The organism is Rathayibacter caricis DSM 15933, assembly GCF_003044275.1.
Taxonomy (GTDB): domain Bacteria; phylum Actinomycetota; class Actinomycetes; order Actinomycetales; family Microbacteriaceae; genus Rathayibacter; species Rathayibacter caricis.
Map to the genome: position 1 here is coordinate 3,130,704 of NZ_PZPL01000001.1, position 21,903 is coordinate 3,152,606.

Consider the following 21,903-nt stretch of genomic DNA (forward strand, 5'->3'; position numbering starts at 1 on the left):
CCACGCCGCGCAGGGAGCGGCGTGGACGACGGAAAGGGGCGGGCCCGATGGGCCCGCCCCTTTCCGTCGCAGAGGATCAGACCCCGACGTGGTTGCGGAAGCGCGCGATCGCGGCGAACTCCTCGACCTGGAGGCTCGCGCCTCCGACGAGGGCGCCGTCGACGTCGGGCTCGCGCATGAAGCCGGCGATGTTGCCCGACTTCACCGAACCGCCGTAGAGGATCCGGGTCTTCGCCGCTGTCTCGGCTCCGAGGATCTCGGAGACGACGCCGCGCAGCGCCTTGCAGACCTGCTGGGCCTGCTCGGGCGTCGCAGCCTGTCCGGAGCCGATGGCCCAGACGGGCTCGTACGCGACGACCAGGTCGGCGTCCGCGGGGAGGCCGGTGAGGGCCTCCTTCAACTGAGCGACCGGGACCGCGGACGGTCCGTGCTTCTCGAGGTCCTCGGCGGTCTCTCCGACGCAGACGATCGGCGGCACGCCGTGCTTGACGGCCGCGGCCGTCTTCGCGGCGATGTCCGCGTCCGTCTCGCCGTGGAGCGTGCGACGCTCCGAGTGGCCGACGATCACGTAGTCGCAGTCGAGCTGCTTGAGGAACTGCCCCGAGATCTCACCGGTGTAGGCCCCGCTGTCGAACTTCGACAGGTCCTGCGCGCCGTACTTGAGCGGCAGCTTGTCGGAGTCGACGAGGATCTGCACCGGGCGCAGGTCGGTGAACGGCGGGAACACCGCGACCTCGACACCGTCGAAGTCGTGGTCCGCGTCCTTGAGGCTCCACGCGAGCTTCTGGACGAACGCGATGGCCTGGAGGTGGTCCAGGTTCATCTTCCAGTTGCCGGCGATGAGCGGGGTGCGGGTGTCTACTGCCATCCGAGGACCTCCAGTCCGGGGAGGCGCTTGCCTTCGAGGAATTCGAGGCTCGCTCCGCCTCCCGTCGAGATGTGGCCGAACTGCTCGTCCTCGAATCCGAGGGCGCGCACTGCGGCTGCCGAGTCGCCGCCGCCGACGACGCTGAGTCCGTCGACCTCGGTGAGGGCCTGGGCGACGGCCTTCGTGCCGGCCGCGAACGGCTCGATCTCGAAGACGCCCATCGGCCCGTTCCAGAACACGGTCTTCGAGGCCGCGACGATCCCGGCGAACCGCTTCGCGGTGTCCGGTCCGATGTCGAGGCCCAGACCGGAGGCGCCCCACGGGGTGCCCTCGATCGCGTCGGCCGACGCCGTCTCGTACTCCGCGTCGGCGCCGAACTTCGAGGCGACGACCACGTCCGTGGGCAGCACGATCTCGACGCCCAGCTCCTCCGCCTTCGCGAGGTAGCCGAGCACGGTGTCGATCTGGTCGGCCTCGAGCAGGCTGGAGCCGACCTCGTGGCCCTGGGCCTTGAGGAAGGTGAACAGCATGCCTCCGCCGATGAGGATCGAGTCGACCCGCGGGAGGAGGTGGTCGATCACGCCGAGCTTGTCCGACACCTTCGAGCCGCCGAGGACCACGGTGTACGGGCGCTCGGGCTTCTCCGTGAGCCGGTCGAGCACCTCGAGCTCGGCCGCGATGAGCGTGCCGGCAGCGCTGGGGAGCAGCTGCGCGAGCTCGTAGACGCTGGCCTGCTTGCGGTGCACGACGCCGAACCCGTCCGAGACGAAGGCGTCGCCGAAGGCGGCCAGCTTCTCGGCGAAGGCGCGGCGTTCGGCCTCGTCCTTGCTCGTCTCCCCCGCGTTGAAGCGGAGGTTCTCGAGCACGACGACCTCACCCGCGGCGAGGCCCTCGACGGCCGAGGCCGCGGAGTCGCCGACGGTGTCCTCGGCGAACGACACCGGAGCGTCGAGGAGCTCGCCCAGGCGCTCGGCCACCGGCGCGAGGCTGTACTTCGGGTTCGGCTCCCCGTCGGGGCGCCCGAGGTGGCTCACGACCACGACTCGGGCACCCTCGGAGACGAGCCGCTGGAGAGTGGGCAGCGAGGCGCGCACGCGGCCGTCGTCCGTGATCGTTCCGTCCTTCAGGGGGACGTTCAGATCGCAGCGGACGACGACGCGCTTGCCGGCCAGGGAGCCCAGTGAGTCCAGGGTGCGGAACGTCACTGCGTCAGGCCCTAGAGCTTGCCGGCGACGAACTCGGTGACGTCGACGAGGCGGTTGGAGTAGCCCCACTCGTTGTCGTACCAGGACGCGACCTTGACCTGGCTGCCGATGACCTTCGTGAGGCCGGCGTCGAAGATCGAGGAGTGCGGGTCGGTCACGATGTCGCTCGAGACGATCGGGTCCTCGGTGTACTTCAGGATGCCCTTGAGGTCGCCCTCGGCAGCGGCCTTGTAGGCGGCGTTGATCTCCTCGACCGTGGCGGGCTTCGAGAGCTCGACGGTGAGGTCGGTGATCGAGCCGGTCGGGACCGGGACGCGGAGGGCGTAGCCGTCGAGCTTGCCGACGAGCTCCGGGATGACGAGGCCGAGAGCCTTGGCGGCACCGGTCGAGGTCGGGATGATGTTGACGGCGGCGGCGCGGGCGCGGCGGAGGTCGCTGTGCGGGCCGTCCTGCAGGTTCTGGTCGGCGGTGTACGCGTGGACCGTGGTCATGAGGCCGCGCTCGATGCCGAAGTTGTCGAGCAGCACCTTGGCGAGCGGCGCGAGGCAGTTCGTGGTGCAGGAGGCGTTGGAGATGATGTCGTGGGTCGCGGGGTCGTAGGTGCCCTCGTTGACGCCGAGGACCAGGGTCGCGACATCGCTGCCGGTGGCGGGAGCCGAGACGATGACCTTCTTGGCGCCCGCGGTGATGTGCTTGCGCGCGTCCTCCGACTTGGTGAAGCGACCGGTCGACTCGATGACGACGTCGACTCCCAGCTCGCCCCACGGGAGGTTGGCGGGGTCGCGCTCCTCGAGCACGATGATGGGCTTGCCGTTGACGACGATCTTGTCGCCGTCGAGCTCCACGGTGGCGTCCAGACGGCCGGTGATGGAGTCGTACTTCAGGAGGTGCGCGAGCGCCTTGTTGTCGGTGAGGTCGTTGACCGCGACGATCTCGAGGTCGCTGCCCTTGGCGAGGGCCGCACGGAAGAAGTTACGGCCGATACGGCCGAAGCCGTTGATGCCGATCTTTACGGACACAGATTTCTCCTGGTGAGGAAGGGCACCCGGACGGTGCAGTGGAGGGTTGGAACGCTGCGAGAAGGCGCCCCGGGCCGGGCCCGGGACGCCGACATCGCTACGACAGTAGCAGCAGGCCGGAAGTCTTCTCGCGGGCCTTCTCGAAGCGCGCGGACACGTCCGCCCAGTTCACGATGTTCCAGAAAGCCTTGACGTAATCGGCCTTCACGTTGACGTAGTCGAGGTAGAAGGCGTGCTCCCACATGTCCAGGAGCAGCACCGGCACGGTGGCGGCGGCGAGGTTGCCCTGGTGGTCGTAGAGCTGCTCGATGATGAGCTTCTCGCCCAGCGAGTCCCAGGCGAGGATCGACCAGCCGGACCCCTGGATGCCGAGGGCCGAGGCGGTGAAGTGCGCGCGGAACTTGTCGAAGGACCCGAAGGAGTCGTCGATCGCCGCGGCGAGCTCTCCGACGGGCTTGTCGCCTCCGTCGGGAGAGAGGTTGTTCCAGAAGACCGTGTGGTTCACGTGACCGGCGAGGTTGAACGCGAGGTCCTTCTGCAGCTTGTTCACGTTCGCGAGGTTGTCGCTGTCGCGAGCGTCCTGGAGCGCGGCGAGGGCGGTGTTGGCGCCCGTCACGTAGGTGGCGTGGTGCTTGTCGTGGTGGAGCTCCATGATCCGCCCACTGATGTTCGGCTCGAGGGCCGAGTAGTCGTAGGGCAGTTCGGCGAGCGTGTAGTCAGCCATTCGCAATCTCCTGTTCGTGATCGTCGATCTCGAGAGGTCGGCCGGCCTCGATCCGTCTCCTCACGGGGAGGAGGACGGGCGCCGGCGGCGACCTGAGCGACCTGCCCAGTCTAGTGACGGGGGACCTTCGCACTCGGAGTCCCTCCGCCGTTCAACCAGGAGACACTCAGCGTTCGCGCACCCGTCTCAGCCGGTCACAGGTCCTGGAGCTCCGGGGGGAGGTTCGCGTCGGTGCCCGGGATGTCGAGCTCGGAGGCGCGCTTGTCGGCCATCGCCAGGAGGCGCCGGATGCGTCCGGCGACGGCGTCCTTGGTCATGGGCGGATCGGCGTGGTGACCCAGCTCGTCCAGGCTCGCGTCGCGGTGGGACAGGCGGAGACGTCCCGCGTAGCGCAGGTGCTCGGGGATGTCGTCGCCGAGGATCTCCATCGCGCGCTCGACGCGGGCGCACGCGGCGACGGCGGCCTGCGCCGAGCGGCGGAGGTTCGCGTCGTCGAAGTTGACGAGCCGGTTCGCCGTCGCCCTGACCTCGCGGCGCTGGCGCAGCTCCTCCCAGCTGGCGACCGTCGCGGTCGCTCCCATGAGGGTCAGCATCGCGCTGATGCTCTCCCCGTCGCGGACGACCACGCGGTGCACGCCGCGGACCTCGCGCGACTTCGCCTGCACGCCGAGGCGGCCGGCCGCTCCGACGATCGCCATGGCGGCCTCGTTCCCGGGGCAGACGATCTCGAGCGCGGCGGAGCGTCCGGGATCGGTGAGCGTGCCCTGCGCGAGGAAGGCCCCGCGCCAGACCGCCGCGAGCTCCTCGCGGGATCCGGTGGTCAGGCGGTTGGGCAGCCCGCGCACGGGACGCCCGCGCTGGTCGAGCAGTCCGGTCTGGCGGGCGAGGGTGTCTCCGCCCTCGACCACGCGCACCAGCCAGCTGGTCGTGCGGCGCGAGCCGCCGGCCGAGACGATGCTGCCCTCGCTGCGGACCCCGTAGAGCTCGGCGAGGTCGCGGCGGACGCGGGTCGCGAGCGGCGCGGAGTCGAGCTCCACCTCCACCGCGAGCCGGTTCGAGATGATGTGCAGTCCTCCGGAGAAGCGGAGGACGGTCGCCAGTTCAGCGGCGCGGACGGTGTTCTTGCGCGAGACGATCGCGACCAGTTCGCCCTTGACGTCTGCGGTGAGGGCCACGGAGTCTTCCTTACGTCGGGTGCGCGGCGGAGCGCGCGGGGATCATTCTCGGCCGAGGTCGCGGTGCGCCACGTTGACGGCGACTCCGGGGAGCTCGGCCAGCCGGGCCGCGACGCGGCCGGCGATGGCGACAGAGCGGTGCTTCCCGCCCGTGCATCCGACCGCGATGGTCGCGTGACGCTTGTTCTCGCGCTGGTAGCCGTCGAGGACCGGGCGGAGCGCGCGCGAGTAGGAGTCGATGAACTCCTCCGCGCCCTGCTGGGCCAGCACGTATTCTCGCACCTCTTCGTCGAGCCCCGTGTGCGGTCGCAGCTCGGGGATCCAGTAGGGGTTGGGGAGGAAGCGCGCGTCGGCGACCATGTCGGCGTCGGTGGGCAGTCCGTACTTGAAGCCGAAGCTCATCACCGTGACCTGCAGGCCGGCGCGACCCGCCTCGGCGAAGCGCTCGGTGATCGAGGTCGCCAGCTGGTGGATGTTGAGGTCGGAGGTGTCGATGACGATGTCGGCCGACTCCCGCAGCTGCGCCAGCCGCGTCCGCTCGGCCGTGATGCCGTCGAGGAGCGTGCCGCGGCCCTGCAGCGGGTGCGGGCGGCGGACCTGCTCGAAGCGGCGGACGAGCGCCGCATCCGTCGCCTCGAGGAACACGACCCGCAGATCGACCCCGGCTCGCAGCTCCCGGACGATCTCGCCGAGGTCGGCGAAGAAGTCGCGCCCGCGGACGTCGACGACCGCGGCGATCTTGGGCAGGGTGTCGCCCGCGCGCTGAGCGAGGTCGACGAGCGGCCGGAGCATCTGCGGCGGCAGGTTGTCGACGACGTACCAGCCCAGGTCCTCCAGGGCGTTCGCGGCCGTCGATCGGCCTGCGCCGGACATCCCCGTGACGATCAGCACGTCCTGCTGCTCGCTCTCCGTGCTCATGGTGTCTCCGTGCTCGTGTGTGAAGTGTCGGGCCCCGGTGGACGGGCGCCCGGAGGTCCAGCCTAGGGTGTGCGCCCTGCGAGGCCGCCCCTCAGGGGTGGAGGTGGGAGTGGATCGCGGCAGCCAGGGTGGGGCCGATGCCCTTGACCTCGGCGATCTCGGCATCGCTCGCGTCGCGCAGTCGAGCGACCGAGCCGAAGTGCTTCAGCAGGTCGCGGACGCGGGTGCCGCCGAGGCCCGGGACCTCGCTCAGCTGCGAGGAGATGTCGCGCTTGCGGCGCTGCCGCTGGTGCGTGATGGCGAAGCGGTGGGCCTCGTCGCGGATCCTCTGGAAGAGGAAGAGCGCGTCGCTGTTGCGCGGGAGGATCACGGGGAAGTCGGAGTCGGGGAGCCAGATCTCCTCCAGCCGCTTCGCGATGCCGCACAGCGTGATGCCCGTGACTCCGGACTCGTCGAGCGCCCGCTGGGCGGCGGCGACCTGCGGCTGACCGCCGTCGACGATCAGCAGGTTCGGCGGGTAGGCGAACTTGCGCCGCTTCGCCTCCCCCGTCTCGGGATCGACGGCGGCCGGCTCGACCGGCTCCTTCAGGTAGGCGAGACGGCGCGTGAGCACCTGGTGCAGCGACTCCGTGTCGTCCGTCGAGTCGGCGATGGAGAAGCGGCGGTACTGGTCCTTCCGGGCCAGCCCGTCCTCGAACACGACCATCGAGGCGACGATGTTCGTACCGCTGAGGTGCGAGACGTCGTAGCACTCCATCCGCAGCGGCGCCTCCTCCATGCCGAGGGCGTCGCGGATGTCCTCCAGCGCCTGGGTGCGCGCGGTGAAGTCGGCGGAGCGCCGGGTCTTGTAGAGCATGAGCGAGTGACCGGCGTTCTGCGTCGCCGTCTCGAGCAGCGCGGCCTTGTCGCCGCGCTGGGCGGCACGGAGCTTGACGTTCGCGCCGCGCAGGCCGCTCAGCCACTCCTCGAGCGCCTCGTGATCCTCGGGCAGCTCGGGCACGACGACCTCGCGCGGAGGGATGTCGCCCGTCTCGTACGCGGCCTGGAGCGCGGTGTCGACGAGCTCGGCGGTGCTCATGTCGAGCTCCTTGTCGACCACCCAGCCGCGCTCGCCGCGGATCCGCCCACCGCGCACGCGGAACTGCTGGACCGAGGCCGCGAGCTCGTCGTGGACGATCGCGTAGAGGTCGACGTCGACGTTGTCCTTCAGCACGACGGCGCTCTTGGCGAGCACGGCGTCGAGTGCGGCGGCCTGGTCGCGCAGCTTCGCCGCGCGCTCGTACTGGAAATCGGCTGCGGCCTCGCGCATCTCCTTCTCGAGCTCGCCGATCATCCGGCGGTCGTGGCTCCCCATGAAGGCGACGAAGCGATCGACCATCGCGCGGTGCTCGGCGAAGGTGACCCGGTGCGAGCACGGTCCGCCGCAGCGACCGATCTGCGAGGCGAAGCAGGGCTTGCCGCTCTGCATCGCGCGCTTGTAGTTCGAGTCGTTGCAGGTCCTGATCGGGAACGCCTTGATCATCAGGTCGATCGTCTCGTGGATCGCCCAGATCTTGGGGTAGGGCCCGAAGTAACGGGCGCCGCGGATCTTGGCGTTGCGCGTCACCATCACCCGGGGCGCCTCGTCGCCGAGGGTCACCGCCATGTAGGGGTAGGACTTGTCGTCGCGGAACTTGACGTTGAAGGGCGGGTCGAACTCGTTGATCCAGGTGAACTCGAGCTGCAGCGCCTCGACGTCCGTGCCGACGACGGTCCACTCGACGCCGGACGCCGAGGTAACCATCCGCCGGGTGCGCTCGTGGAGCGACGGGAGCGGCGCGAAGTAGTTGCTCAGCCGGGCGCGGAGGTTCTTGGCCTTGCCCACGTAGAGCACCCGGCCCCGGGCGTCCTTGAAGCGGTAGACGCCCGGGAGGGTCGGGATCTCGCCGGCCTTGGGCCGGTAGTCGACGGTCTGCGTCATGCCTCGGTCTGTCCGTCCGCCCCGGTCACTCGAGGATCTCGGCGAGGAACGAGCCGGTGTGGCTCTCGGATACCTTCGCGACCTTCTCGGGAGTGCCGATGGCGACGACCTGGCCGCCGCCCGCACCGCCCTCGGGTCCCATGTCGATCAGCCAGTCGGCCGACTTGATGACATCCAGGTTGTGCTCGATCGTGATGACCGTGTTGCCCTTGTCGACGAGGCCGTTCAGCACGAGGAGGAGCTTGCGGACGTCCTCGAAGTGCAGACCGGTGGTCGGCTCGTCGAGCACGTAGACGCTCCGCCCGTTGGAGCGGCGCTGCAGCTCGGTGGCGAGCTTCACGCGCTGGGCCTCGCCGCCCGAGAGGGTGGTGGCACTCTGTCCGAGCCGGACGTAGCCGAGACCGACGTCGACCAGGGTCTTCAGGAAGCGGTGGATCGCCGTGATCGGCTCGAAGAACTCGGCCGCCTCGGCGATCGGCATGTCGAGGACCTCGGCGATGTTCTTGCCCTTGTAGTGCACCGTGAGGGTGTCGCGGTTGTACCGCGCTCCCCCGCACACCTCGCAGGAGACGTAGACGTCCGGCAGGAAGTTCATCTCGATCTTGATCGTGCCGTCGCCCGAGCACGCCTCGCAGCGGCCGCCCTTGACGTTGAAGCTGAACCGGCCCGGCAGGTATCCGCGGGCCTTCGCCTCGGTCGTCTCGGCGAAGAGGTTGCGGATGCGGTCGAAGACGCCCGTGTAGGTCGCCGGGTTGGAGCGCGGGGTGCGGCCGATCGGGTTCTGGTCGACGTGCACGACCTTGTCGAGGTTCTCGAGCCCGGTGACGCGGGTGTGCTTGCCCGGCACCTTGCGGGCGCCGTTGAGCTGGTTGGCGAGCACCCGGTAGAGGATGTCGTTCACCAGCGTGCTCTTGCCCGAGCCCGAGACGCCGGTCACCGCGACGAAGGCGCCGAGCGGGAACTCGACGTCGACCTTCTGCAGATTGTTCGCCGAGGCGCCGACCACCTTGATGACGCGCTTGCGGTCGATCTTGCGGCGCTTCTTCGGCACCTCGATCGACTTGCGCCCCGAGACGTAGTCGCCCGTGAGCGAGTGGGTGTTCTCGAGCAGCTCCTCGTAGGACCCGGAGTGCACGACCTTGCCGCCGTTCACGCCCGCGCCGGGGCCGATGTCGACGATCCAGTCGGCGGTGCGGATGGTGTCCTCGTCGTGCTCGACCACGATCAGGGTGTTGCCGAGGTCGCGCAGCTTGATCAGGGTGTCGATGAGGCGGCGGTTGTCGCGCTGGTGCAGGCCGATGCTCGGCTCGTCGAGGACGTAGAGCACGCCGGTCAGTCCGGAGCCGATCTGCGTCGCGAGACGGATGCGCTGGGCCTCACCGCCCGAGAGTGATCCCGCGGCGCGCGAGAGGTTGAGGTAGTTCAGCCCGACCTCGATCAGGAAGTCGAGGCGGGCCTTGATCTCGCGGAGCACCTGCGCGGCGATGTGCGCCTCGCGATCGGTCAGCTCCAGCTTGCCCATGAACTCCTGCGCGTCGCCGAGGCTGAGGTCGGCGACGTCGGCGATGCTCGCCCCGTGCACGAGGACGGCGAGCACCTCGGGCTTCAGCCGCGAGCCCTTGCAGACGGGGCAGGCCACCTCGCGGAGGAACTCGGCCCAGCGCGAGCGCTGCACGTCGGTCTCGGCTTGGACGTACTGGCGCTCGATGTAGGGCACGACGCCCTCGAACCCGGAGGTGTAGCTCATCTCGCGGCCGTAGCGGTTCTTCCACTTGACCTTGACCTCGAAGTTGTCGCCGTGGAGCACGGCCTGCTGCACCTCGGAGCTGAGGCGCTTCCACGGGGTGGACAGCGAGAAGCCGAGGTCGCGGGAGAGGCCGTCCAGGAGCTTCTCGTAGTACTGGAAGAGGCCCTTGCCCTGGGTGGTCCACGGGATGATGACGCCCTCGGCGATGCTGAGGTCGGGGTCGCCGAGCAGGAGCTCGTCATCGACCGACATGCGCGTGCCGAGGCCGGAGCACTCGGGGCAGGCGCCGAACGGCGCGTTGAAGGAGAAGGTGCGCGGCTCGATCTCGGTCAGCGAGATCGGGTGGTTGTTGGGGCAGGACAGCTTCTCGGAGTAGGTGGTCCAGGCGCCGTCGCCCTCGCCGTCGACGAAGTTGATCTGCACGATGCCGTCGGTGAGGCGGAGCGCCGTCTCGAGCGAGTCGGTCAGGCGTCCGAGGATGTCGGGCCCCGCGACGAGGCGGTCCACGACCACCGAGATGTCGTGCTTGAACTGCTTCTTGAGCGTCGGCGGCTCGCTCAGCTGGACCAGCTTGCCGTCGACCATGGCACGGGAGTAGCCGCCCGCGGTCAGCTCCTTGAAGAGGTCGACGAACTCGCCCTTCTTCTGGGACACGACGGGGCTGAGGATCTGGTAGCGCGTGCCGGCGTCGAGCTCCATCAGCTGATCGGCGATCTGCTGGACGGTCTGGGCAGAGATCTTCTCGCCGCAGACGGGGCAGTGCGGGACTCCGATGCGCGCCCAGAGCAGGCGCATGTAGTCGAAGATCTCGGTGATCGTGCCGACGGTCGACCGCGGGTTGCGGTTGGTCGACTTCTGGTCGATCGACACGGCGGGGCTGAGGCCCTCGATGAAGTCGACGTCGGGTCGGTCGACCTGCCCGAGGAACTGGCGGGCGTAGGCCGAGAGCGACTCGACGTAGCGGCGCTGCCCCTCCGCGAAGATCGTGTCGAACGCGAGCGAGGACTTGCCCGACCCGGACAGGCCCGTGAACACGACCATGGAGTCGCGCGGGATCTCGAGATCGACGTCCTGCAGGTTGTGCACCCGGGCGCCGCTCACCACCAGCTTCGAGACGGAGTCGTCGAGCTGGGAGACGAACCGGTGGGGGTGGTGGGAGTGCTCGGAGGGAGCGGGAGCAGGGTCTTTGACAGCGTTCGAGATCGACACCTCGAAAGTGTATGCGGAGCCACCGACATCGCCGGCGGGCGTTCGCTGGGCGCTGATCCGGCCCCTCCGAGCTTGCGGATCAGGTCAGGTGACCGGCCTTCTCCATCTGCCGGAGCTCGCGCTTGAGCTCCGACACCTCGTCGCGCAGGCGCGCTGCGAGCTCGAACTTGAGCTCGCCCGCCGCCTGCAGCATCTGCCCGTTGAGGTCGCCGATGATCGCCTCGAGATCGTTGCCGCCGTTCGCGGCGAGACCCTGGCGTCGCAGGTTGGGCGTGGGGCTCTTCTTCTTGGCGTCCCGGCCGGCGAGCAGCTTCGCCGTGTCCGCACCCTCACGGGCGAGGACCTCGGTGATGTCGGCGATCTTCTTCCGCAGCGGGGTCGGATCGATGCCGTGCTCGAGGTTGTAGGCCACCTGCTTCTCGCGGCGGCGATCGGTCTCGTCGATCGCGAGCCGCATCGAGTCCGTCACCTTGTCGGCGTACATGTGCACCTCGCCGGACACGTTGCGGGCCGCGCGGCCGATGGTCTGGATGAGCGAGGTGGACGAGCGGAGGAATCCCTCCTTGTCGGCGTCGAGGATCGCGACCAGCGAGACCTCGGGGAGGTCGAGGCCCTCGCGGAGCAGGTTGATGCCGACGAGGACGTCGTAGACGCCGGCGCGGAGCTCGGACAGCAGCTCCACCCGGCGGAGGGTGTCGACGTCGGAGTGCAGGTAGCGCACCCGGACGCCCGCCTCGGTGAGGAAGTCGGTGAGCTCCTCGGCCATCCTCTTGGTCAGGGTCGTGACCAGGATCCGCTCGTCGCGCTCGGTGCGGCGCTTGATCTCCTCGAGAAGGTCGTCGATCTGGCCCTTGGTCGGCTTGACGACGATCTCGGGATCGATGAGTCCGGTGGGGCGGATGATCTGCTCGACGATGCCGTCGGCGATGCCCATCTCGTAGCGGCCCGGGGTCGCCGACAGGTAGACCGTCTGGCCCACGCGCTCCTTGAACTCCTCCCACTTCAGCGGGCGGTTGTCCATCGCGGACGGGAGGCGGAAGCCGTGCTCGACGAGGGTGCGCTTGCGCGAGGCGTCGCCCTCGTACATCGCGCCGATCTGCGGCACGGTGACGTGCGACTCGTCGATGACCACGAGGAAGTCGTCCGGGAAGTAGTCGAGCAGGCAGTGCGGAGCCTCGCCGGACTCGCGACCGTCGATGTGGCGCGAGTAGTTCTCGATGCCGGAGCAGAAGCCGATCTGCTGCATCATCTCCAGGTCGAAGGTGGTGCGCATCCGCAGGCGCTGCGCCTCGAGCAGCTTGTTCTGCTTCTCGAGGTCGGAGAGGCGCACCTCGAGCTCCTGCTGGATCGTGTCGATCGCCCGGTGCATGACGTCCTGGCTGGCGACGTAGTGCGAGCCGGGGAACACCGAGACGGAGTCGAGCTTGCGGACGATGTCGCCGGTGAGCGGGTGCAGCGTGTACAGCGCCTCGATCTCGTCGCCGAACATCTCGATGCGGATCGCGAGCTCCTCGTACATCGGGATGATCTCGATCGTGTCGCCGCGGACGCGGAAGGTCCCGCGGGCGAAGTCGACGTCGTTGCGCGCGTACTGCATCGACACGAACTTGCGGATCAACCGGTCGCGGTCCACGCGCTGCCCCACCTGCAGGGCGACCATCGCCTCGAGGTACTGCTCGGGCTGGCCCAGACCGTAGATGCACGAGACCGTCGACACCACGATGACGTCGCGCCGGCTGAGCAGCGAGTTGGTGGTGGAGTGCCGCAGGCGCTCGACCTCGGCGTTGACCGAGCTGTCCTTCTCGATGAAGGTGTCGGTCTGCGGGACGTAGGCCTCGGGCTGGTAGTAGTCGTAGTACGAGACGAAGTACTCGACGGCGTTGTTCGGGAACAGCTCGCGGAACTCGTTCGCGAGCTGCGCGGCCAGGGTCTTGTTGTGCGCCAGCACGAGAGTGGGCCGCTGCACGGCCTCCACCAGCCAGGCGGTCGTCGCGGACTTGCCGGTGCCGGTCGCGCCGAGGAGGACCACGTCGGTCTCACCGGCGGTGATGCGGGCGCTCAGATCGGCGATGGCGCGGGGCTGATCGCCGCTCGGCTTGTATTCGCTGACGACCTCGAACGGATGCACGGCACGGGTGGGCTCCATGACTCGAAGCGTAGCCGCGACCACCGACACCGGAGGCGGCGTGCGCTGGCGGCGAACGGTCCCGCTTCAGCCCTTGCCAGCGACCGTCAGCGTCCCCGGCTCAGCTCCGCCCACAGCGCGTCCGCCCGGGCCAGCGTCTGCTCGAGCGTTCCGCTCGAGTCCAGGACGCGGTCGGCCAGAGCCAGCCGCTCCTCGTCGCTCGCCTGGGAGGTGACGCGGGCGCGCGCCTCCGTCTCGCTGAGGCCCCTGAGGGTGACGAGCCTCTCGATGCGGACGTCCTGCGGGGCGTGCACGACCACGACCTCGTCGAACTCGCCGACGCCGCGCCCCTCGGCGAGCAGCGGCACGTCGTACACGACGACCGCGTGCGGGTCGGCTTCGGCGGCCGCGGCGAAGAGCCGCTGCGACCGGGTCGTGACCGCGGGATGCGTGATCGCATTGAGGTCCGCGCGCGCCTGAGCGTCCGAGAAGATCAGTGCTCCGAGCGCGGCGCGGTCGAGGGTGCCGTCCTTCCGGAGCATCGAGGCGCCGAAGCGCTCGGCGATCGCGCCGAGGGCGGGCTCGCCCGGCTCGACGACCTCGCGGGCGAGGCGGTCCGCGTCGACGACGACCGCCCCGTGCTCGGCGAGACGGCGGGCGACGGTCGACTTCCCCGAGGCGATGCCTCCGGTCAGGGCTACGAGATGCACGCCGCCACCCTACCCAGCGCCCCCGGGAACGCCGAACGGCCGGCCCCCGAGGGGACCGGCCGTTCGTGGTGTGCACTCGATCAGTTGTTCGAGGACAGCTTCTCGCGCAGTGCGGCGAGCGACTCGTCGTCGGCGAGGGTGCCGCCGGTGGTCGACTCGTTGGTGAAGCCGCCGCCGACCGAGACGCCCTCGGAGACGGTGGCCGCCTCCTCCTGCGACTTGGCGACCTGGGCCTTGTGGGCCTCCCAGCGAGCCTGAGCAGCGGCGTACTCCTGCTCCCAGGCCTCGCGCTGGGACTCGAAGCCCTCGCGCCACTCGTTGGTCTCCGGGTCGAAGCCCTCGGGGTACTTGTAGTTCCCCTGGTCGTCGTACTCGGTGGCCATGCCGTAGAGGGCCGGGTCGAACTCGGTGCCCTCGGGGTCGACGTTCTCGTTCGCCTGCTTGAGCGAGAGCGAGATGCGACGACGGTCGAGGTCGATGTCGATGACCTTGACGAACACCTCTTCACCGACGGACACGACCTGCTCCGCGAGCTCGACGTGCTTGCCCGACAGCTCGGAGATGTGGACGAGGCCCTCGATGCCGTCCGCGACGCGGACGAAGGCACCGAACGGCACCAGCTTCGTGACCTTGCCCGGGGCGACCTGACCGATCGCGTGGGTGCGGGCGAAGACCTGCCACGGGTCCTCCTGGGTCGCCTTGAGCGAGAGCGACACGCGCTCGCGGTCGAGGTCGACCTCGAGGATCTCGACGGTGACCTCCTGGCCCACCTCGACGACCTCGGAGGCGTGCTCGATGTGCTTCCAGGAGAGCTCGGAGACGTGGACGAGACCGTCGACTCCGCCGAGGTCGACGAACGCACCGAAGTTGACGATCGAGGACACGACGCCCTTGCGGACCTGACCCTTGTGCAGGTTGTTCAGGAACGTGGTGCGGCTCTCGGACTGGGTCTGCTCGAGGAGCGCACGGCGCGACAGGACCACGTTGTTGCGGTTCTTGTCGAGCTCGAGGATCTTCGCCTCGATCTCCTGGCCGAGGTACGGGGTGAGGTCGCGGACGCGGCGCAGCTCGATGAGCGAGGCCGGGAGGAAGCCGCGGAGGCCGATGTCGACGATGAGCCCGCCCTTGACGACCTCGATGACCGAACCGGTGACGACACCGTCGGACTCCTTGATCTTCTCGACGTCGCCCCACGCGCGCTCGTACTGCGCACGCTTCTTCGAGAGGATCAGGCGACCCTCCTTGTCCTCCTTCTGCAGGACGAGGGCTTCGACGCTGTCGCCCACATTGACGACCTCGGAGGGGTCGACGTCGTGCTTGATGGAGAGTTCGCGCGAGGGGATGACGCCCTCGGTCTTGTAGCCGACGTCGAGGAGGACCTCGTCGCGGTCGATCTTCACGACGGTGCCTTCGATGAGGTCTCCGTCGTTGAAGAACTTCAGAGTCTTTTCGACCGCGGCAAGAAAGTCTTCAGCAGACCCGATGTCGTTGATCGCGACCTGCTTGGCTGCCTTTTCGGTCGTTGCGGTTGTCATTAAGGGATGCTCCAGGATGGATGGGTATCGGGCGGCGGGCACCGGCGCGACTGGCGACGCGACCGAGTGGTGACCACCGCGGTGTGTGAGGGGATGTGCCGTCGGCCGGAGGCGGCTCCGAACGCCACCGGGCCGTGACCCGGGGCCTCTTCGCTCGCCGTGGCACGGCGGCGCCACAAACGTGACGGTCAAGACTATCGAACCCGGGAGCGCAGTGGCAATCGTCCGCGGTTCCGCTCGGAGCGATCCGGGAGACGGAGCGGTGCCGCGTCAGGAGGCGAGACTCGCGCGGAGCGTGTCGAGGCCCACTCCCCCGAGGTCGAGGGCCCGACGGTGGAACGCCGCGAGCGAGAAGGAGGCCCCCTCGCGGGCCGCCGCGTCGTCGCGCAGCTGCTCCCAGATCCGCTGGCCGACCTTGTAGGACGGCGCCTGCCCCGGCCAGCCGAGGTAGCGGTTGACCTCGAAGCGGATGAAGGCGTCGTCCATGTTCACGTTCCGTCTCATGAAGGCGAGGGCGGAGTCCGCGGACCAGATCTCGTCCGTCCCCGGCATCCGCTTGCCCAGGTGCACGCCGATGTCGAGCACGACGCGCGCGGCGCGCATCCGCTGGCCGTCGAGCATGCCGAGACGGTCGGCCGGGTCGTCGAGGTAGCCGAAGCCCTCCATCAGCCGCTCGGCGTAGAGGGCCCAGCCCTCGGCGTGGCCCGAGCTCCCGGCCAGCTGGCGACGCCAGGTGTTCAGGCTTGCCCGGTTGTACACGGCCTGGCCCACCTGCAGGTGGTGTCCGGGGACGCCCTCGTGGTAGACGGTGGTCAGCTCGCGCCAGGTCGCGAACTCGGTCACGCCGTCGGGGACGGACCACCACATGCGTCCGGGGCGCGCGAAGTCGTCGCTGGGGCCGGTGTAGTAGATCCCGCCCTCGTGGGTGGGCGCGATCAGGCACTCGAGCGCGAGGAGCTCGTCCGGGATGTCGAACGCCGTGCCGGCCAGCTCGCGGACGGCGCGATCGCTGGTCTCCTGCATCCAGCGCTGCAGAGCCTCGACACCGTGCAGCGTGCGGGAGGGATCGGCCTCGAGGTGCGCGATCGCCTCGGCGACCGAGGCGCCGGGGAGGATCTCGCGGGCGACGGCCTCCTGCTCCGCCGTCATCCGGGCGAGCTCCTCGATCCCCCACTCGTAGGTCTCGTCCAGGTCGACCGCCGCGCCGAGGAAGCGGCGCGACTGCAGCGCGTAGTGCTCGCGACCGACGGCGTCCTGCTCGGTCGCGGCGGGTGCGAGCTCGCTGCGGAGGAAGCGCTCGAGCTCGCCGTAGGCGGCGGCGGCGCGCCTCGCACCGTCCTCGAGCCGACCGGCGAGCGAGGCGGGCAGGGAACCCTCTGCCGGCGCCGCGTCAGCGGCGAGCTCGGCGAAGAAGCCGCGGGGTGCCGCGATCTTCGCGGCCTGCTCCGCGACGAGGCCGACCTGGCGTCGCGCGGGGACCACTCCCCTGCGGATGCCCTCGCGGAGGGTCTCGGCGTACCCGGTGAGCGCAGCCGGCAGTGCGTGGAGCCGCTCGGCGACGTCCTCCCAGTCGCCGACCGCGGCGGTCGGCATCAGGTCGAAGACGTCGCGCAACTCCTGCGCGGGCGACGCGATGACGTTCAGATCGCGGAACGGGAGGCCGGCCTCGTGCGCGTCGAGGGTCAGGCGGAGCTCGGCGCCGAGATCGGCGACCGTGACGCGGTCGACGTCGTCCACCGGCTCCGCGGCATCGAGATCGGCCAGCGCCGCAGCGGTCGCGCTGCGCGCACGCTCGAGACCGACCGGGGACAGATCGGCGAGCCCGCCGCCGGACCGGCCGAGCCAGGTCCCGACGGTGGGATCGAGCTCGACGAGGGTGTCGACCCAGCGCTCGGCGACCTGGTCGACGGACGTGGGCTCGCGGGGGGTGACGGTCATGCTGCGAGCCTAGCCACGACCACGGCGCGACCGACGGGACGGGTCAGTGCGCGGCCGCGTCCCAGTTCGCTCCGTGACCGACCTGGACCTCGAGCGGCACCGAGAGGTCGACGGCGTGCGCCATCCGCGCCCGCACGACGCTCTCGAGCGCCTCCTCCTCGCCGGGGGCGACGTCGAAGATCAGCTCGTCGTGCACCTGGAGGAGCATGCGCGAGCCCAGGCCCTGCTCGTCGATGTCGGACTGCACGCCGATCATCGCGATCTTCATGATGTCGGCGGCGGAGCCCTGGATCGGCGAGTTCAGCGCCGCGCGCTCGGCGTTGTCGCGCAGCACCCGGTTGGCGCTCTGCAGATCCGGGAAGGGACGGCGCCGGCCGAAGATCGTCTCGGTGTAACCGGTCTCGCGGGCCTGCTCGACGACGCTGCGGAGGTAGTCGCGGACCGCCCCGAAGCGGACGAAGTAGTCGGTCATCAGCTGCTTGGCCTCGGCGCTCGAGATCCGGAGCTGCTTCGACAGGCCGAAGGCGCTGAGTCCGTATGCGAGCCCGTAGGACATCGCCTTCACCTTGTTGCGCATCGCCGAGGTGACGTCGCCCGGCTCGACGCCGAAGATGCGCGAGCCGACGAAGCGGTGCAGGTCCTCGCCGCTGTGGAACGCCTCGATGAGCCCGGCGTCGCCCGAGAGGTGCGCCATGATCCGCATCTCGATCTGCGAGTAGTCGGCGGTGAGCAGGGTGCTCGCCTCGTCGCTGTGCACGAAGGCGGTGCGGATGCGGCGGCCCACCTCGCTGCGCACGGGGATGTTCTGCAGGTTGGGGTCGTTCGAGGAGATGCGACCGGTGGCCGTCCCCGTCTGGTCGTAGCTGGTGTGGATCCGCCGGTCGGGCGTCACCGACTTCTCGAGCGTCTCGATGATCTGCTTGAGCTTGGTCGCGTCGCGGTGCTCGAGCAGGAGGCCGAGGAACGGGTGCGGGTGCGACTCCTGCAGATCGGCGAGAGCGGAGGCGTCGGTCGTGTAGCCCGTCTTGGTCGCGCGGGTCTTCGGCATCGCGAGCTCCTCGAAGAGGACCTGCTGGAGCTGCTTCGGCGAGCCGAGGTTCATCTCGTGGCCGATCTCGGCGAACGCGCGGCTCGCGAGGTCGGCGGAGGTGGTGGTCAGCTCGCTCCGGAGGCGCGCGAGCACCTCGGGGTCGATCGCCACGCCCGTGAGCTCGACCGTCGCGAGGACCTGCACGATCGGCAGCTCGATGTCGACGAGGACCGACAGCATGCCCTCGCCGAGCATCTCGGTGAGAGCTCCGACGAGGCGGAACGCGTACCAGGCCTCGGTCGCCGGGCTCATGGGCTCGACCGTCGGCACCAGCTGGTTCGGATCGCCCTGCGCCATCGTCTCGTCGAGGTACTGCGACACCTGCGCGGGCAGCGTCGCCGCGTGCCCCGTGGGCTGCAGGAGCCATGCCGCGATGCGCGTGTCGAAGGCGAGGCCGGCGACCGGCAGACCGGCGGTGCGCAGCGCCTTCACCTGCGGCTTCGCGTCGGCGAAGTACTTGGGAGCGTCGCTCGCCAGCCACTGCTCGAGACCCGTGTAGTCGGGGCGGTCGGCCGCCCAGGGGACGTACGCCGACTCCTTCTCGACCGACAGACCGATGCCCTCGAGGCCGTCGGGGCCGACCTGCGCCTGGACGGCGACGGGGGTCGTGCCTTTGCCGGAGACGGTGGCGAGCCAGTGCGCGAGCTCCTCGTCGACCATCGTCCGCACCGCGGGGGCCGCGGTCGTGACGGTGTCGCCCGCGAGCGCGGCGGCCGCGCCCTCGACGCCCTCGTCGGCGGCGATCGTGAGGACGCGCTCCTGGAGCGTCTTGAACTCCAGGCGCGAGAAGATCTCGCGGACGGCGTCCGGGTCGATGGGCTGCCGGGCGAGGTCGGTGGGGCCCAGCGGGAGCTCGACGTCGGTGACGAGCCGGTTGAGGCGGCGGTTGCGGAGCGCGTTCTCCTTCTGCTCGCGCAGCTTCTCGCCGACGACGCCCTTGATCTCGTCGGCGTGGGCGATGATGTCGGCCACCGTGCCGTACTGGTTGACCCACTTGGCCGCGGTCTTGGGCCCGACCTTGTCGACCCCGGGCAGGTTGTCGCTCGTCTCGCCGACCAGGGCCGCGATCTCGGGGTACTGGTGCGGCTCGACTCCGTACTTCTCGAACACCTTGTCGCGGTCGTAGCGCGTGAGCTGCGAGACCCCCTGAGTGGAGGGGTAGAGAAGGGTGACGTCGGGGGTGACGAGCTGGATCGTGTCGCGATCGCCCGAGACGACGAGCACCCGGTAGCCGGCCTCGGCGCCCTGCTTGGCGAGGGTGGCGAGGATGTCGTCGGCCTCGAAGTCCTCCTTCGAGACGGTGCGGATGTTCATGGCGTGCAGCGCCTGCTCGAGCAGCGGCACCTGGCCCTTGAACTCCGGCGGCGTCTCGCCGCGCGTCCCCTTGTACTCGGGGTACTCGCGGGTGCGGAACGAGTACCGGGAGATGTCGAACGCGACGCCGAGGTGCGTGGGCTTCTCGTTCTTCATCAGCAGGATCAGCATCGACAGGAAGCCGTGGATGGCGTTCGTGTGCTGGCCGTCACGGGTCTGGAAACTGTCGACCGGGAGCGCGTAGAACGCCCGGAACGCCAGGGAATGGCCGTCGACGAGCAGGAGGGTAGGCTGTTCCGGATCTGACACACGGCAAGACTACACAGCGCCTCCGACACCGGATCAGGACGGTTCCGAGCCGCTCGTCGGGCGCCTCGCAGGACGCGACGACGAGGAGATCCGTGACCGACTCAGCCCCCCTCGACAGCCCCTGGGTCCGTCCTCCGGCGCTCGACCTCGTGGCCGGCATCGGTCGCGGCATGGGCGAGCTCGCCGAGCGGATGGGCATCGTCTGGCACGAGCTGTCCCCGCAGCACTCGGTCGCCTCGATGCCGGTGGAGGGCAACCGCCAGCCGGTCGGGATCCTGCACGGCGGCGCCCACGTCGTCCTCGCGGAGTCGATGGGCTCGATCGCCGCGAACATCCATGCCGGCGAGGGCCGGATCGCCATGGGGATCGAGCTGAACGCGAGCCACAGCCGCTCCGTCCGTTCCGGCTTCGTGATCGCCACCTGCGACGCGATCCACCTCGGGGGCACGCTGGCGACCCACGAGATCGTGGTGCGCGACGAGGCCGGACGCCGCCTCTCGACGGTGCGGATCACCAACATCCTGCGGTGAGGCGACCGGCCCGGGCGCGAACGCAAGCCCCGGTCGCTGGGAAGCTCGGAGCCTAGGCTCGCAGCGTGACCTTCCGCGATCTCCTCAAGAGCCTCCCGTCCATGCCCTCCGAGCTCCCCGCGTTCGACGTCGACGCGGCTCCCGAGGAGCCGCTCGAGCTGTTCGGGCAGTGGCTCGAGGAGGCCGCCACCGCCGGGCAGCTCCTCCCCCACGGCGCGACCCTCTCGACGGCCGACGCCGACGGAGTCGTCGGGGCGCGGATCCTCGTGCTGCGGAACGCGGACGAGCAGGGCTGGGCGTTCTCGACCCACGCCACGAGCCCGAAGGGCCGCGCGATGGAGGAGAACCCGCACGCCGCGCTGACCTTCTTCTGGCCGGTCCAGGGGCGCCAGGTGCGCGTGGAGGGCCGCGTCGAGCGCGGCTCCGCCACCGAGTCGGCCGAGGACTTCCGCCGCCGCTCGGAAGCCGGGCGGACCGCGCTGCTGGTCGGTCGCCAGAGCGAGCCGATGGCCTCCGCCGCCGATTTCGGCCTCGTCACGCTCCAGACCAGCGTGGCCGTGAGCTGCTCTCCCGCGACGCTCGACCGCGAGTGGGCCGTCTACCGGGTCGTCCCCGAGCGCATCGAGTTCTGGCAGGGGTCCAGCGCACCCGAGCAGAACCACGTCCGGCTCGAGTACCGCCCGGGAACGGCGGAGGCGGGCGGCTCCCCGTGGGAGCGCACCCGCCTCTGGCCGTGATCGGGGACGTCGCCCCGGCGGCTACTTCTTCGGGCTCAGCTGCTCGATGATCGCCTGGGCGACATCGTGCATCGTGAGCCGACGGTCCATGGACGCCTTCTGGATCCAGCGGAACGCCTCGGGCTCGGTGAGGCCCATCTTCTCGTTGAGGAGCCCCTTGGCCCGGTCGACGAGCTTGCGGGTCTCGAAGCGCTCGACCATGTCGGCGACCTCGGCCTCGAGGGTCAGGATCTGTGCGTAGCGCGAGAGGGCGATCTCGATCGCGGGCAGCAGGTCGTTCGGCGTGAACGGCTTGACCACGTAGGCCAGCGCGCCGGCCTCGCTCGCACGCTCGACGAGCTCCTTCTGGCTGAACGCCGTGAGGAGGACGACGGGGGCGATGTGCGCCTTCGAGAGGCGCTCGGCCGCGGAGATGCCATCGAGCTGGGGCATCTTCACGTCCATGATCACCAGGTCGGGGCGGAGCTCGGTGGCGAGGGCCACAGCGGTCTCGCCGTCGCCCGCCTCGCCCACGACCTCGAAGCCGTTGTCGCGGAGGATCTCCACGATGTCGAGGCGGATGAGCGATTCGTCTTCGGCGACGACGACACGACGGGGTGCGGTCGGCGCGGTTTCCTGGTCTGTCACGCGGACGAGCCTACGGTATTCTCGACGGGCTCGTGATGAGCCGGTGTGGCGGAATGGCAGACGCGGGGCACTCAAAATGCTCTGTCCGAGAGGGCTTGTGGGTTCGAGTCCCACCACCGGTACCGGAGCGGCCCGACCCGACCCGGCGGGTCCGCTAGCGTCG

At 69.7% G+C, this 21,903-nt stretch carries 16 protein-coding genes and 1 tRNA gene; 3 read left to right on the forward strand and 14 right to left on the reverse strand.

What is annotated here, in order from left to right:
- Nucleotides 1–76 precede the first annotated feature (76 nt).
- The 13 genes from tpiA to polA form a co-directional block, all read right to left on the reverse strand.
- Nucleotides 77–868, reverse strand: coding sequence for a triose-phosphate isomerase (gene tpiA / locus C1I63_RS14585; protein WP_055791958.1), 792 nt, complete (start codon nucleotides 866–868; stop codon nucleotides 77–79).
- A complete protein-coding gene (locus tag C1I63_RS14590; protein ID WP_107575246.1) occupies nucleotides 859–2,073 on the reverse strand; it encodes a phosphoglycerate kinase in 1,215 nt (404 codons plus the stop codon). The genes tpiA and C1I63_RS14590 overlap by 10 nt, the downstream gene beginning before the upstream one ends.
- A gap of 11 nt (nucleotides 2,074–2,084) precedes the next feature.
- Nucleotides 2,085–3,092, reverse strand: a complete 1,008-nt coding sequence (gap, locus tag C1I63_RS14595; RefSeq protein WP_107575247.1) for a type I glyceraldehyde-3-phosphate dehydrogenase — start codon at nucleotides 3,090–3,092, stop codon at nucleotides 2,085–2,087.
- A gap of 97 nt (nucleotides 3,093–3,189) precedes the next feature.
- Entirely contained in the window at nucleotides 3,190–3,816 is a 627-nt protein-coding gene (locus C1I63_RS14600) for a superoxide dismutase (protein WP_077223065.1), read from the reverse strand.
- Between the two features lie 194 nt (nucleotides 3,817–4,010).
- Nucleotides 4,011–4,991: a DNA-binding protein WhiA gene (whiA, locus tag C1I63_RS14605; RefSeq protein WP_055791947.1), complete on the reverse strand. Its 981-nt coding sequence runs from the start codon at nucleotides 4,989–4,991 to the stop codon at nucleotides 4,011–4,013.
- 42 nt (nucleotides 4,992–5,033) lie between these two features.
- Complete coding sequence (gene rapZ / locus C1I63_RS14610; RefSeq protein WP_107575248.1) at nucleotides 5,034–5,909, reverse strand: RNase adapter RapZ; 876 nt, start codon at nucleotides 5,907–5,909, stop codon at nucleotides 5,034–5,036.
- 91 nt (nucleotides 5,910–6,000) lie between these two features.
- On the reverse strand, nucleotides 6,001–7,869 hold the full coding sequence (uvrC, locus tag C1I63_RS14615) for an excinuclease ABC subunit UvrC (RefSeq protein WP_055791932.1): 1,869 nt from the start codon (nucleotides 7,867–7,869) through the stop codon (nucleotides 6,001–6,003).
- Nucleotides 7,870–7,894: 25 nt separating this feature from the next.
- Nucleotides 7,895–10,723, reverse strand: a complete 2,829-nt coding sequence (gene uvrA, locus C1I63_RS14620; protein WP_107575888.1) for an excinuclease ABC subunit UvrA — start codon at nucleotides 10,721–10,723, stop codon at nucleotides 7,895–7,897.
- 181 nt (nucleotides 10,724–10,904) lie between these two features.
- Complete coding sequence (uvrB, locus tag C1I63_RS14625; protein WP_055791929.1) at nucleotides 10,905–12,971, reverse strand: excinuclease ABC subunit UvrB; 2,067 nt, start codon at nucleotides 12,969–12,971, stop codon at nucleotides 10,905–10,907.
- Nucleotides 12,972–13,057: 86 nt separating this feature from the next.
- Nucleotides 13,058–13,660 carry a dephospho-CoA kinase gene (gene coaE / locus C1I63_RS14630; protein WP_055791926.1) on the reverse strand — a complete coding sequence of 201 codons (603 nt, stop codon included), beginning with the start codon at nucleotides 13,658–13,660 and terminating at the stop codon, nucleotides 13,058–13,060.
- An 80-nt stretch (nucleotides 13,661–13,740) separates the two neighbouring features.
- Nucleotides 13,741–15,195 carry a 30S ribosomal protein S1 gene (rpsA, locus tag C1I63_RS14635; RefSeq protein WP_055791923.1) on the reverse strand — a complete coding sequence of 485 codons (1,455 nt, stop codon included), beginning with the start codon at nucleotides 15,193–15,195 and terminating at the stop codon, nucleotides 13,741–13,743.
- 270 nt (nucleotides 15,196–15,465) lie between these two features.
- Nucleotides 15,466–17,133 (reverse strand): DUF885 domain-containing protein, encoded by a 1,668-nt coding sequence (locus C1I63_RS14640; protein WP_107575249.1) that lies wholly within the window; start codon nucleotides 17,131–17,133, stop codon nucleotides 15,466–15,468.
- 43 nt (nucleotides 17,134–17,176) lie between these two features.
- The gene (gene polA / locus C1I63_RS14645; RefSeq protein ID WP_107575250.1) at nucleotides 17,177–19,846 is read right to left on the reverse strand and encodes a DNA polymerase I; all 2,670 of its coding nucleotides are present in this window, start codon (nucleotides 19,844–19,846) and stop codon (nucleotides 17,177–17,179) included.
- A gap of 170 nt (nucleotides 19,847–20,016) precedes the next feature.
- On the opposite strand from polA, the gene C1I63_RS14650 reads away from it, so the two are divergent.
- Both C1I63_RS14650 and C1I63_RS14655 read left to right on the forward strand, forming a co-directional pair.
- The gene (locus C1I63_RS14650) at nucleotides 20,017–20,376 is read left to right on the forward strand and encodes a PaaI family thioesterase (protein WP_055793093.1); all 360 of its coding nucleotides are present in this window, start codon (nucleotides 20,017–20,019) and stop codon (nucleotides 20,374–20,376) included.
- A gap of 65 nt (nucleotides 20,377–20,441) precedes the next feature.
- Nucleotides 20,442–21,113 carry a pyridoxine/pyridoxamine 5'-phosphate oxidase gene (locus tag C1I63_RS14655; protein WP_107575251.1) on the forward strand — a complete coding sequence of 224 codons (672 nt, stop codon included), beginning with the start codon at nucleotides 20,442–20,444 and terminating at the stop codon, nucleotides 21,111–21,113.
- Between the two features lie 21 nt (nucleotides 21,114–21,134).
- Here the strand turns inward: C1I63_RS14655 and C1I63_RS14660 are convergent, their stop codons facing one another.
- Entirely contained in the window at nucleotides 21,135–21,740 is a 606-nt protein-coding gene (locus tag C1I63_RS14660) for an ANTAR domain-containing response regulator (protein ID WP_055791910.1), read from the reverse strand.
- 39 nt (nucleotides 21,741–21,779) lie between these two features.
- Between C1I63_RS14660 and C1I63_RS14665 the strand changes: the two genes are divergently transcribed.
- Nucleotides 21,780–21,862 (forward strand) — tRNA-Leu (locus C1I63_RS14665).
- The last annotated feature ends 41 nt before the right edge of the window (nucleotides 21,863–21,903 follow it).